This window comes from Streptomyces sp. NPDC032198 (genome assembly GCF_040636975.1).
GTDB lineage: Bacteria > Actinomycetota > Actinomycetes > Streptomycetales > Streptomycetaceae > Streptomyces.
This window is the reverse complement of sequence record NZ_JBEZVL010000002.1, coordinates 483,116-495,244: the sequence shown is the minus strand read 5'-3', so window position 1 is coordinate 495,244 and position 12,129 is coordinate 483,116. Positions and strand designations below refer to the sequence as shown.

The 12,129-nt window shown below is 68.2% G+C and carries 13 protein-coding genes and 1 tRNA gene; 9 read left to right on the top strand and 5 right to left on the bottom strand.

Features of this window, described 5'->3' with window-relative positions; all coding sequences use genetic code 11:
- Window positions 1-31: 31 nt before the first annotated feature.
- Together AB0E78_RS07440 and AB0E78_RS07435 are read right to left on the bottom strand one after the other, a co-directional pair.
- Window positions 32-502, bottom strand: a complete 471-nt coding sequence (locus tag AB0E78_RS07440) for a RidA family protein (protein ID WP_361829260.1) — start codon at window positions 500-502, stop codon at window positions 32-34.
- On the bottom strand, window positions 499-660 hold the full coding sequence (locus AB0E78_RS07435) for a DUF4177 domain-containing protein (RefSeq protein WP_003975360.1): 162 nt from the start codon (window positions 658-660) through the stop codon (window positions 499-501). The genes AB0E78_RS07440 and AB0E78_RS07435 overlap by 4 nt, the downstream gene beginning before the upstream one ends.
- 82 nt (window positions 661-742) lie before the next feature.
- Between AB0E78_RS07435 and AB0E78_RS07430 the strand changes: the two genes are divergently transcribed.
- Window positions 743-1,723: an ArsA-related P-loop ATPase gene (locus tag AB0E78_RS07430; RefSeq protein WP_361829258.1), complete on the top strand. Its 981-nt coding sequence runs from the start codon at window positions 743-745 to the stop codon at window positions 1,721-1,723.
- The gene (locus AB0E78_RS07425; protein WP_361829256.1) at window positions 1,720-3,111 is read left to right on the top strand and encodes an ArsA family ATPase; all 1,392 of its coding nucleotides are present in this window, start codon (window positions 1,720-1,722) and stop codon (window positions 3,109-3,111) included. Before AB0E78_RS07430 ends, AB0E78_RS07425 begins: the two co-directional genes overlap by 4 nt.
- A gap of 171 nt (window positions 3,112-3,282) precedes the next feature.
- On the opposite strand, the gene AB0E78_RS07420 is transcribed toward AB0E78_RS07425, so the two are convergent.
- Window positions 3,283-3,627: a WhiB family transcriptional regulator gene (locus tag AB0E78_RS07420; RefSeq protein WP_361829254.1), complete on the bottom strand. Its 345-nt coding sequence runs from the start codon at window positions 3,625-3,627 to the stop codon at window positions 3,283-3,285.
- 472 nt (window positions 3,628-4,099) lie between these two features.
- Here AB0E78_RS07420 and AB0E78_RS07415 point away from each other — a divergent pair, with 472 nt between their 5' ends.
- Window positions 4,100-6,379: a transglycosylase domain-containing protein gene (locus tag AB0E78_RS07415; protein ID WP_361829252.1), complete on the top strand. Its 2,280-nt coding sequence runs from the start codon at window positions 4,100-4,102 to the stop codon at window positions 6,377-6,379.
- Between the two features lie 152 nt (window positions 6,380-6,531).
- On the opposite strand, the gene AB0E78_RS07410 is transcribed toward AB0E78_RS07415, so the two are convergent.
- Window positions 6,532-6,996, bottom strand: coding sequence for a GatB/YqeY domain-containing protein (locus AB0E78_RS07410; RefSeq protein WP_361829250.1), 465 nt, complete (start codon window positions 6,994-6,996; stop codon window positions 6,532-6,534).
- Between the two features lie 75 nt (window positions 6,997-7,071).
- Between AB0E78_RS07410 and AB0E78_RS07405 the strand changes: the two genes are divergently transcribed.
- From AB0E78_RS07405 to AB0E78_RS07395, 3 genes are all read left to right on the top strand, one after another.
- Window positions 7,072-8,010, top strand: coding sequence for a metallophosphoesterase (locus tag AB0E78_RS07405; RefSeq protein ID WP_361829248.1), 939 nt, complete (start codon window positions 7,072-7,074; stop codon window positions 8,008-8,010).
- 77 nt (window positions 8,011-8,087) lie between these two features.
- A complete protein-coding gene (locus AB0E78_RS07400; protein WP_361829246.1) occupies window positions 8,088-8,825 on the top strand; it encodes a Pr6Pr family membrane protein in 738 nt (245 codons plus the stop codon).
- Window positions 8,826-8,879: 54 nt separating this feature from the next.
- Window positions 8,880-8,953: transfer RNA gene (locus AB0E78_RS07395), tRNA-Pro, on the top strand.
- Between the two features lie 125 nt (window positions 8,954-9,078).
- Here the strand turns inward: AB0E78_RS07395 and AB0E78_RS07390 are convergent.
- Window positions 9,079-9,426 carry a hypothetical protein gene (locus tag AB0E78_RS07390; RefSeq protein ID WP_361829244.1) on the bottom strand — a complete coding sequence of 116 codons (348 nt, stop codon included), beginning with the start codon at window positions 9,424-9,426 and terminating at the stop codon, window positions 9,079-9,081.
- A 602-nt stretch (window positions 9,427-10,028) separates the two neighbouring features.
- On the opposite strand from AB0E78_RS07390, the gene AB0E78_RS07385 reads away from it, so the two are divergent.
- From AB0E78_RS07385 to AB0E78_RS07375, 3 genes are all read left to right on the top strand, one after another.
- Window positions 10,029-10,682, top strand: coding sequence for a hypothetical protein (locus AB0E78_RS07385; RefSeq protein ID WP_361829242.1), 654 nt, complete (start codon window positions 10,029-10,031; stop codon window positions 10,680-10,682).
- A gap of 185 nt (window positions 10,683-10,867) precedes the next feature.
- Window positions 10,868-11,740 carry a hypothetical protein gene (locus AB0E78_RS07380; protein WP_361829542.1) on the top strand — a complete coding sequence of 291 codons (873 nt, stop codon included), beginning with the start codon at window positions 10,868-10,870 and terminating at the stop codon, window positions 11,738-11,740.
- A gap of 72 nt (window positions 11,741-11,812) precedes the next feature.
- Complete coding sequence (locus tag AB0E78_RS07375) at window positions 11,813-12,124, top strand: hypothetical protein (RefSeq protein ID WP_361829240.1); 312 nt, start codon at window positions 11,813-11,815, stop codon at window positions 12,122-12,124.
- Window positions 12,125-12,129: the final 5 nt, after the last annotated feature.

Below are 12,129 nucleotides of genomic sequence, written 5' to 3'. Positions count from 1 at the left end.
GAGGCAGCCGATGAGGCACTCAGGGCGGCGTTTACGCCTCCGTCAGCTCCACCTGGATCTCGACCTCGACGGGCGCGTCCAGCGGCAGGACCGCCACACCCACGGCGCTGCGGGCGTGCACGCCCTTGTCGCCGAGCACCTCGCCGAGCAGCTCGCTCGTGCCGTTGATCACCGCGGGCTGGCCCGTGAAGTCCGGGGCCGACGCCACGAAACCGACGACCTTCACGACGCGCGCGATCCGGTCCAGGTCACCGGCGATGGACTTCACCGCGGCGAGCGCGTTCAGCGCGCACGTGCGGGCCAGTTCCTTGGCCTCCTCGGGGGTCACCTCCCCGCCGACCTTGCCGGTCATCGGAAGCTTGCCCTCCACCATCGGGAGCTGGCCCGAGGTGTAGACGTACACACCGGACTGGATCGCCGGCTGGTAGGCGGCGATCGGCGGCACGACCTCGGGCAGCGTCAGCCCGAGCTCGGCCAGCTTCGCCTCCACGGCGCCGCTCATGCCTGCTTCTCCCGCTTCAGGTAGGCCACGAGCTGCTCAGGGTTGTTCGGCCCGGGGACGACCTGGACGAGCTCCCAGCCGTCCTCGCCCCAGGTGTCCAGAATCTGCTTCGTGGCATGGACGAGCAGCGGCACGGTTGCGTATTCCCACTTGGTCATATGGCCGACTGTAGCCGTTGTGAGGCGCTGCTCACGGTGGCCTCCTGCTTAGCCCGGACGACGACTGGTTAGGCTCGGAAGTGTGAGCAGGCTCCAGGTCGTCAGCGGCAAGGGCGGTACCGGCAAGACCACGGTGGCCGCCGCACTCGCGCTCGCCCTCGCGACGGAGGGCAAGCGCACTCTCCTCGTGGAGGTCGAGGGCAGACAAGGCATCGCGCAGCTCTTCGAGACCGAAGCGCTGCCGTATGAGGAGCGGAAGATCGCCGTCGCTCCCGGGGGCGGGGAGGTGTATGCCCTCGCCATCGATCCCGAACTGGCGTTGCTCGACTACCTCCAGATGTTCTACAAGCTGGGGGGCGCCGGACGCGCGCTCAAGAAACTCGGCGCCATCGACTTCGCCACCACGGTCGCACCGGGCCTGCGGGACGTCCTGCTGACCGGCAAGGCCTGTGAGGCCGTACGCCGCAAGGACAAGAGCGGGCGTTACGCGTACGACTGCGTGGTGATGGACGCGCCGCCCACGGGGCGCATCACACGCTTCCTGAACGTGAACGACGAGGTCGCGGGCCTGGCCAAGATCGGCCCCATACACAATCAGGCGCAGGCCGTGATGCGCGTCCTCAAGTCTCCGGAGACAGCGGTCCACTTGGTGACGCTCCTCGAAGAGATGCCCGTCCAGGAGACCGCCGACGGGATCACCGAGCTGCGCGCCGCCAAGCTCCCCGTGGGGCGCGTCATCGTGAACATGGTGCGGCCCGCGCTGCTCGACGAGGACGCCCTGGAGCTCGGGCTCGGCGAGACCCCGCGTACCGCCATCGCCAAGTCCCTGTCCGCCGCCGGGCTCGGCGGGGCCCGCCGCGGAGGGGTCGCCGAGCGGCTTGTCGACCCGCTCCTGGAGCAGGCCGCCGAGTACGCCGAGCGGTACGCCCTGGAGGGCTCCCAGCGGGCCGTCCTGGGCGAGCTGGACCTCCCCCTGCACGAACTCCCCCTGCTGGCCGGGGGAATGGACCTGGCGGGGCTCTACGACCTCGCCACGGAACTGCGGAAGCAAGGGATCGCATGACCTCGGACCCGGCACGAGACCCGGACACGACACGCCCCCTGGATCCGGCCCGCATGCTCGACGTGGACAGCCTGCTCGACGACCCGAGGACCCGCATCGTGGTGTGCTGCGGCTCCGGAGGCGTCGGCAAGACGACCACGGCGGCGGCCCTCGGCCTGCGCGCCGCCGAACGGGGCCGCAAGGTCGTCGTCCTGACCATCGACCCGGCACGCAGGCTCGCCCAGTCCATGGGGATCGACTCGCTCGACAACGTCCCGCGCCGGGTCAAGGACATCGAGAGCCCGTCCGGCGACGGCGAGCTGCACGCGATGATGCTCGACATGAAGCGCACCTTCGACGAGATCGTCGAGGCGCACGCGGACAAGGAGCGGGCGAGCGCGATCCTGAACAACCCCTTCTACCAGTCGCTTTCGGCGGGCTTCGCGGGCACGCAGGAGTACATGGCGATGGAGAAGCTGGGGCAGCTGCGCTCCCGCGACGAGTGGGACCTGATCGTCGTCGACACGCCGCCCTCGCGGTCGGCCCTCGACTTCCTCGACGCTCCGAAGCGCCTCGGGTCCTTCCTGGACGGGAAGCTGATCCGGGTGCTCATGGCCCCGGCGAAGGTGGGCGGCCGGGCCGGGATGAAGTTCCTGAACGTCGGGATGTCGATGATGACAGGGGCCCTGGGCAAGCTGCTCGGGGGTCAACTGCTGCGTGACGTGCAGACGTTCGTGGCCGCCATGGACACCATGTTCGGTGGTTTCCGGACCCGCGCGGACGCCACCTACCGGCTGCTCCAGGCGCCGGGCACGGCGTTCCTCGTGGTGGCGTCGCCGGAGCGGGACGCGCTCAGGGAGGCCGCGTACTTCGTGGAGCGCCTGGCGGCCGACGACATGCCGCTCGCCGGTCTCGTGCTGAACCGGGTGCACAGCAGCGGTGCCGCTCAGCTCTCGGCCGAGCGGGCGCTTGCCGCCGCTGAAAATCTTGAAGAGATCCGCATTGTGGATCAGGAGGAAGGGAAGGTTCGACTGCGTAACTCCCGCGAGGCTTCTTCCGAGGCCGAGGCTTCCCCCGAGGCACCCCACGAAGCTCCCGGCAACTCCACCGAGGCCACCGGCGATTCCCGGACTCCCGCACCTTCCGAACTCGATGACGCGCATCCGCATGCCACGCATCCCCATGCCACGCATCCGCCCGTGGCGCAGCTGACCGCCGGTCTGCTGCGACTGCACGCGGAGCGCATGCAGCTGCTCGCGCGCGAAAAGCGCACGCGCGATCGCTTCACCGCGCTTCACCCCGAGGTTGCCGTGGCCGAAGTGACGGCGCTGCCGGGTGACGTGCACGACCTGGCAGGCCTTCGGGCCATCGGGGACCGGCTCGCGGCCGGTGATCCTGGTGACCAGTGACAGTGATCCGGCCTGGTGACCAGTGATGGTGGCCGACCGGTGACCAGTGATGGTGGTCCGGCCCGAGCTGCCTGAGCAGTGGGTCCGACCCACTCCCTCCGGCGCCCGCTCCCGCTCCCACTGCCACGCGGCCGGTGGGGACCTACCCCACCGCCACGCGGCGGACGGGCGCTAACCCACTGCCGCGTAGCTCTCGTACGTCTCGTCATCCTCCAAGTCCACGGGCAGCAGGCCCGCGCCACGCTCGTACTCGGAGCGCGCCGTCTCCAGCAGATGGCGCCACGAGGTGACCGTGGGACGCCTGCGCAGCAATGCGCGACGCTCCCGCTCAGTCATGCCACCCCACACGCCGAATTCGACGCGGTTGTCCAGCGCGTCGGCCAGGCACTCCGTGCGCACCGGGCAGCCGGTGCACACCGCCTTGGCCCTGTTCTGCGCTGCTCCTTGAACGAACAGTTCATCTGGATCGGTAGTGCGGCAGGCCGCCTGCGCACTCCAGTCGGTTACCCAGCCCATACCGGCGCCGTCCTCTCCCGAATCGAGGCTCCCCCACGGCGGCAGCGGCATATTCACCGCCGCCAGTTGAGGACGTTACGGAAGGTGGGCACAGCGCAACACCCCCTTCGGGCCCAATCTTGAATGGCCCGAACGGACTATGCGTAAGCGGCAGATCACCCGACGGAGTGAGCTGGCGACATGCGTGATTAACCCGGCAAATGCGGGCACTTCAGCTGAGTCACAACGGGCATCGAATGCCGCATGAGGCGAATTCGGGCACTTTCCCCGGCTCGATCAAGGCTCAATCCGGGCCGGGCTCCGGGCGCGTCCCACGAGCTCACTCGGAGCTCCGCAAGAGCAGGGGAGGCCCCCGTCCGGGATTCGGGACCGACGGAGGGTTGTTGCCGAACCGCACTGCTGTGACAGTTGAGAGCAGCTTAGGCCAAGGCATTGAGGCCTGTCCGGCGAATCAGAACGTAGGCTGCCCCCCATGGGAAAGAAGCGCTCGGGCGGTGGTCTGTCACCAACTCAGCAGGCCGCGAAGTTCCTAGGTGTCAGCGTGCTCGCGGGAGCCGTGCTGGCAGGTATCGCCCTGCCCGCGGCCGGAGCGCTCGGCCTCGCGGCGAAGGGCTCGGTGGAGGGGTTCGACGACATCCCGTCCAACTTGAAGCAGCCGCCGCTGAGTCAGCGCACCACGATCCTCGACAGCAAGGGCGGCTCCATCGCCACGGTCTACTCGCGTGACCGCACGGTGGTCCCCCTCAAGGAGATCTCGCCGTACATGCAGAAGGCGATCGTCGCGATCGAGGACTCGCGCTTCTACGAGCACGGCGCGGTCGACGCGAAGGGCATCCTGCGCGCGCTGAACCAGAACGCGCAGAGCGGCGGCGTCTCCCAGGGAGCGTCCACGCTCACCCAGCAGTACGTGAAGAACGTCTTCGTCGAGGAGGCGGGCGACGACCCCACGAAGGTCGCCGAAGCCACCCAGCAGACCCTCGGGCGCAAGATCCGCGAGCTGAAGTACGCGATCCAGGTCGAGGACAAGCTCGGCAAGAAGCGCATCCTCAGCAACTACCTGAACATCACCTACTTCGGGCAGCAGGCGTACGGCGTCGAGGCCGCGGCCCAGCGCTACTTCTCCAAGCCCGCCAAGGAACTGCAGGTCCAGGAGGCCGCGCTGCTCGCCGGCATCGTGCAGTCCCCCAGCAGGTACGACCCGGTCAACGACACCGAGGAAGCGACCAAGCGCCGCAACGTCGTCCTCCAGCGGATGGCGGAGACGCACGACATCACGCAGGCGGAGGCCGCCGCGGCCAAGGAGAAGCCGCTCGGCCTGAAGGTGAGCAAGCCCAAGAACGGCTGCATCACGGCGGTCAGCGGCGCCGGGTTCTTCTGTGACTACGTACGCGAGGTCTTCCTCTCCGACCCGGTCTTCGGCAAGACCAAGGAGGCCCGGGCCAAGGTCTGGAACCAGGGCGGTCTGCGCATCAGGACGACGCTCGATCCCAAGGCCCAGCAGTCCGTGCAGGCCTCGATAAAGGATCACGTCAACCAGTCCGACGACGTGGCGACGGCGGCCACCCTCGTCGAGCCGGGCACCGGCAAGATCCTGGGCATGGGCCAGTCGCGGCCGTACGGCTTCAAGAAGGACGAGACCACGATCAACCTGTCGGTGGACGACTCCATGGGCGGCGGCGCCGGCTACCAGCCGGGATCGACGTTCAAGCCGATCGTGGCCGCGGCCGCGCTGGAGGGCGGAACACCACCGACGAAGAGCTACGACTCGCCGTACGAGATGCCGTATCCCAGCAGCGTCGCGGCGTGCGACGGCAAGAAGTGGCTGAACTCGGGCAACGCGAAGCTGACCAACGAGAACGAGGCCGAGGTCGGCCCGTACGACCTGCGGGAGGCGACCGCGAAGTCGGTCAACACCTACTACGTGGAGATGATCGGCGACATCGGGATCTGCCCGGTGACGGAGATGGCCAAGAAGATGGGCGTCGAGCGCGCCGACGGCCGGAAGATCGACCAGGCGCCGTCGATCGCGCTCGGCACCCAGGAGATGTCGCCGCTGACGATGGCGGGCGCGTACGCCACGTTCGCGGCGCGCGGCAAGCACTGCACGCCCGTCGCGATCGAGTCGATCGCCGCTCCGGGCGGCAAGTCGCTGCCCGTGCCGAAGTCGACGTGCTCGCGCGCGATGTCGGTGAAGACGGCCGACACGGTCAACACCCTCCTGAAGGGCGTGGTCGAGGACGGAACCGGCAAGCAGGCCGGCCTCGGCTCCCGCGCGAGCGCGGGCAAGACGGGTACGACCGACTTCCGCTACGCCGCCTGGTTCGTGGGCTACACCCCGAACATGTCGGGCGCGGTCTGGGTCGGCGACCCGCAGCACAAGCGGCGGATGGTCGACATCACCATCGGCGGAGTCCCGTACGGCAAGGTCTTCGGTGGTGAGGTCCCGGGTCCGATCTGGCGGGACGCGATGAGCGGCGCGCTCGCGGGCAGGCCGGCCCCCGGCTTCAACACCGTCCACATCCCGGGCGGCGACAAGGACAAGGACAAGCCGCACGAGGACAACAAGCCGGGCGGCGGCGGTGGCGGCGGTCACGGCGGTGGTGGCGGCAACAACGGCGGTGGCGGGAACGGCGGCGACGACGATCCCTGGGGTGACATCACCCTGCCGCCGGATCTCGTCGGCGGCGGCGGGAACGGTGGGAATGGCAATGGAAACGGCAATGGAGGCGGGATCGGCGGCTGGGGCCGGTAGTCCCCCCCTCGGCTGGGGCCGGTAGTCCCCCCTAGCAGGCCTCCAGTAGTCCGTTCTTCTTCAGTACGTACGTGAGTGGGGCGCCCCCTGGCTTCAGGGGGCGCCCCACTCACGTACCGGAGTACTGCTTATTGCAGATTCTCGCCGTCCGGTCAGCCCGCGAGCAGCTTCTTCACCACGGCGGCGACGCGGCCGCCCTCCGCCAGACCCGCGACCTTCGGGTTCACGATCTTCATGACCTGGCCCATGGCGCGCGGCCCCTCGGCACCGGCGGCCCTGGCCTCCTCGACGGCCTGGGCGACGATCGCCTGGAGCTCGTCCTCGGAGAGCTGCTTCGGCAGGTACTCGGCGAGGACCTCGCCCTCCGCCTTCTCCTTGGCGGCCTGCTCGGCGCGACCGCCGTTGGCGAAGGCCTCCGCCGCCTCGCGGCGCTTCTTCGCCTCGCGGGCGATCACCTTCTGCACTTCATCGTCGGAGAGCTCGCGGGCCGTCTTGCCCGAGACCTCCTCCTTCGTGATGGCGGTGAGGGTCAGCCGGAGCGTCGAGGAGCGCAGCTCGTCACGCCCCCTGATCGCGGCGGTGAGGTCTTCCTGAAGCTTCGACTTGAGCGTGGTCATGCGGTGATTGTCGCAGGTGCGTACGCCCCGACGCCCGCAGATTTACCGGCCCTTCAGGTCTGACACCATGGGTGGATGCGCGCGCGATACGCAGTACCCCTGGGAATCACGGCGACGGCCGCCGCCGGTCTTGTCTACTCGGTGGGCATCGAACCCCGCTCCTTCAGAGTGCGACGGGTCACGGTGCCCGTGCTGCCGCCGGGGATGCGACCGCTCCGGGTCCTCCAGGTGTCGGACATCCACATGGTGTCCGGGCAGCGCAGGAAGCAGCGCTGGCTGCGGTCCCTGGCGGGCCTGCGCCCCGACTTCGTGATCAACACCGGGGACAACCTCTCCGACCCGGAGGGCGTGCCGGAGACGCTGGACGCGCTCGGCCCGCTGATGCAGTTCCCCGGGGCGTACGTCTTCGGCTCGAACGACTACTACGGGCCCAAGCCCCGCAACCCCGCCCGCTACCTCGTCGAGAAGTCGCAGGGCAGGCACGGCCTGAACGGCAACGCACCCGTCGTCGGCGTGATCCACAACCCCTGGGAGGACCTGCGCGACGGGTTCGACGCCGGGGGCTGGGTGAACCTGACGAACACGCGGGGCGCGCTGAAGATCGAGGGCTACGAGATCGGCCTGACGGGAATCGACGACCCGCACATCAAGCGCGACCGGTACGAGCACGTGGCGGGCGGCCCCGATACGGGCGCCGACTTCTCGATGGGCATCGTGCACGCCCCGTACCTGCGCAGCCTCGACGCCTTCACGGCCGACGGCTACCCCTTGATCCTCGCGGGCCACACGCACGGCGGTCAGCTGTGCATCCCCTTCTACGGGGCGCTGGTCACCAACTGCGACCTGGACAGGCAGCGGGTGAAGGGCCTCTCGCGGCACGAGGCGGAGGGCCGGACGTCGTTCATGCACGTCTCGGCGGGCTGCGGCGCGAACCGCTACACGCCGATGCGCTTCGCGTGTCTGCCCGAGGTGACGCTCCTGACGCTGACGGAGCGCTCCGCCAGCGGGTCCTGACCCGCTTCCCTCCCGTCGGCCGCCCGGGCGGACGCTGACCGCGCGCGGCCGGGCGGGAGGGTGCTTAGCGTGGAGTCATGATCGCGCCGATGCCCTGGTACGCCCCCACGGAGGCGGTCGTGCCTCCGGTACGACGCCCCGTGGCCGGGGTGTTCCGGGCGCTGGTCGCGCTGGCGGCGATCACCGGCATCGCGATCGACCTCTACGTAGGCAGCCCGTTGCGGGTGCTGAGCTACTTCACGATCCAGAGCAATGTGCTGGTGGCGGTGGTCTTCACGCTCTCGGCGCGCCAGGCGTGGCAGGGCCGGCGCCCGCTGCCGCCGGTGGTGACGGGCGGCACGCTCCTCTTCATCTCGATCACGGGCCTCGTCTATCACCTCATCCTGGCGAATGACGCGAGCAGCTTCTCCATGACGGGGGACGCCGCGACGGCGGTGTCCGGCTGGCGCACCCTCTCGAACGACCTGCTGCATACGGTGACCCCGATCGGCGCGGTCCTGAACTGGCTCCTGCTGACGACCCCCGGCACCCTTCAGCTGCGCCATGCCGCGCGCTGGATGCTCTACCCCTTGGCCTACCTGGGCTTCGCCCTGCTCCGAGGCGCGCTCATGGCCTCCGGCTCGACGGCCCGCTACACGTATCCGTTCCTGGACGTGGACGCCCACGGCTACCCCGGAGTCCTGGCCAACGCTGTCTTCTTCGGGCTGGCCTTCTACGCCCTCGCCGCGCTCCTGGTGGGCCTGGACCGCATCCGGCCCGCTCCTCCCCCCAGGGGCCCGAAAACCGGATTTCGTCTCCGGGCATTGGTCCGCTAAAGTAATCGATGTCGCCACGGCCAGCAGCAATGCGGGCAGGTGGAGCAACGACATCGGGGTGTAGCGCAGCTTGGCAGCGCGCTTCGTTCGGGACGAAGAGGTCGTGGGTTCAAATCCCGCCACCCCGACAGCTGAAACACCAGGTCAGGGGCCTGATCCGCTTAGCGGGTCGGGCCCCTGAGTGGTTTCTGGGATCGTCTTGGGAGCCATTTGAGAGCCAGTCACCAGATCCGGCTCCCAAATCTCCCGGTAATCAAGCAGCCATCTCCGACACGGGGGCGGGCCCCTCCGGCGGGTCGAGGAGCGTGAACGCGCAATCCCCCGGGCTCCGCTCCATACGCTGGACCGTCAGTGCACCCAGAAGCGCGGCTCCAGGGCCGCGCACCGGCCCTGCCTCGGTACCTACGAAGGTCAGGCCGTTCTCGTCCGGCTCCCACTTCTCGTACTCAGCCCCGGCAACCGAGGCGAGGCAGAAACCGAGGAGGTCGGCCTGTAGCCCGGTGGGCAGGTCGCCGCGGAGGAACACCAGCGGATGCGCCATCCCCTCGTCGTCGTAGCCGGCTGCCACGACGGCACCGAGGCGTTCAGGCAACGGGTACATGTCTTCGGGATGTCCTCCACGACGCCCTTGAGATGAAGGACTCCGACCTCTTTCAACTCCGCGAGGACCTCCTCATCGCACCGCCAGCCCTCCTTCGGCGCTCAGTTGCCGTCCCCGTAGAGGTCCAAGACGTCTGCCGTCACCTCCGGCGCCTCTGTCGGCATCGAAGCTGGCAGGTCATCCACTCCCTCCACCCTTACGCCTTGCCCGTTCGGCTCCGGCCAGAGCGCCAGCAGCGACCGGATGGCGACTGCGACCTGCGGAGCACTCAGGCCGGGACGCACAAGTATGCAGAGCCGTCCTGAAACGACGGCCAGTGCCGCCTGCCTACCCTGCTCCCCAGGTCGAACTCGACTGCCCGTGCGCTCATCGCAGCCCCAGACTCGGTGCCCGAGCCGCCGTCGAACTCCTAGCTGGGCCGCTTCGTTCGGATCAGGCCGTTTCTCAGCCGGGCAACGAAGCCATTCGTAGGCGAAAGCAGCCGCCAGCAACAGGTATGCCCGGTACGTCTCAGCCAGAGCCCGACCCGCTCTCATCGTCACCAGGCGGCCACGGATAGCGTTACTTCACTCGTGTAAACCCTCACCTCACCGGAGACAACAGTGACTCGCTCGACCCGGCGCGTGGTGGCCGCGCTCACGGCCTCCGCCGCCCTGCTGCTGACCGCCTGCGGCGGATCGGACGACAGCAAGGACAACGACAAGATCGCCGGCGCTGACGCGGGCAGCGGGAAGTCGGCATCGCCGTCGTCATCCGCGCCAGCGGACGGGGCCGACCGGCCGGAGATCAAGCTGCCCTCTGACGTGAAGCTCACCTTCACTCCAGAACGGGCGGGGGATTCCGTCAAGGACGCGATCCTGCGGGACAACGCGGACATGATTCGTGCGCTCAACATGGCCATCGTGGCTGGCGATCCTCAGCTGCCCGCCCTGGAGTTCTACACCGAGGGCGAGGGTGCTGTGGCCGCCCAGGACTGGGCGAAGTCGTTCAAGGATGCGGGCTGGACCGTCACCGGGACGGTGCGCTATTTCGACCGGAGCGTGAAGGTCAAGTCCAAGGACAGCGCGGCGATCGGATACTGCGCCGATGAGAGCAAGGGCTTCAGCAGAGACGTCAAGACGGACGAGATCAAGCGGACGAAGGTGACGAAGGACAGCTACGTCGCCTACAGCGCTCAGCTCAGGAAGAACAAGCAGGGGGTCTGGGAACTCATGAAGATGGCATCCACCCGCGGCGCGACGGGCTGCCAGCCGTGAGTCGGCTCCTCCGTACCGCCGCGATCGCGGCGGTAGTGGGAGCGGCCTGGCTGTGCGCGGCGCCTGCCGCCGTCGCGGACCAGAAACCTCCCGGAGGAGGCGGCTCATTCGGTGGCGGGCCGGGAAGCGACGCCAGTGTCTCCGGCGATGCCAGCGGTCCCGCCCTCTCGGCGTCGGCCAAGGGGATCGTCTACGACTTCTCGAAGAATGGAAAGGGCAGCTCCGCCGGTCCCGTCACTTCGTCTTCCGCAACGTGGACTCCCCCTGCCTGCTATTACGCTCCCAAGTACACCCCGAAGTCACTTGAGGGGTACATGCGGTACCAGTGGATGGGCACATCGACCACCGAAGAGTGGGACAAGGAGACGCAGGGCCAGTACGTCGACAAGGGCGGCGACTCCGACAAGGACTTCAACAAGGACAAAGCCGGCAAGGGGAATTGGTGGGGTGCCTTCGTGACCGAGGGGCGAGAGGCTGACCCCGCGGCGCAGGACTGCGACAAGATTCCCTTCTGGGTCGACAAGGGGGACCCGCCTCCCGCTGACGCTCCGCAGGCCGTCACCCCGGAAATCCTCGCGCAGCTCGCCTACTCCGAGATTCGTGTTCCCGGTACGAAGGTCGAGTTGAAGCCGCAGAACAAGTCGACGGTGAATCTGCCGACGTGGGCGTGGCTGGAGAAGGCAGAGTTCAAGCCGGTGTCAGTCACCGCCTCCGTTCCCGGGCTCGGGATCGAAGCAACCAGCACGGCCGAGCCCGCTGCACTCAAGATCGAACCAGGGACGCCAGATGCTGAACTACACCCGGCCTCCGGACAGTGCCCGATTCAGGGCGGCCGCATCGGTGTGCCGTACAGCAAGGGCAACAGCGGCCACAGCCCTCCGTGCGGCGTGACGTACTTGCGGGCGTCCGGCGACGACGCGTATCAGCTCAAGGCCACCGTCACCTGGAAGATCCATTGGACAGGAACCGGGATCGCGGGCGAACAAAAGCTTCCTGATGGCGTGTTCGGCACTGAACAGGAAGTCGTCGTGCAGGAGATCCAGTCCATCAACCGCTGACCGGGGCATGGGTCCGTCGGCTGGTAGTCACACCGCACGCACAACCATCTCAACCAACGGGGGCAGGGCAGCATGTCGGACCTGAGGAAGGATGCGGAGTCGCTGAACAAGGCGGCTACCGCGCTGGGCAAGGTGGATGACCACACCCGTAAGCCGCTGCACGACTTCAAGGCGGCCTCGCACGACATGTCTGCGTTCGGGGTCCTTGGCTCGCTGATGGGCGCCAAGGACGACATCCAGGACGGCATGGACACCATCGCCAAGCTCACGGGGAGCCTGCACAAGGAGTGGGAAGCCGAGGCCAAGTTCATGGGCGACGTCTCCGACGCCTTCGACCTCCTGGACATCCTGCTGAGCGCCGCGGCCCGCGCCAAGAAGAGCTGACCCGC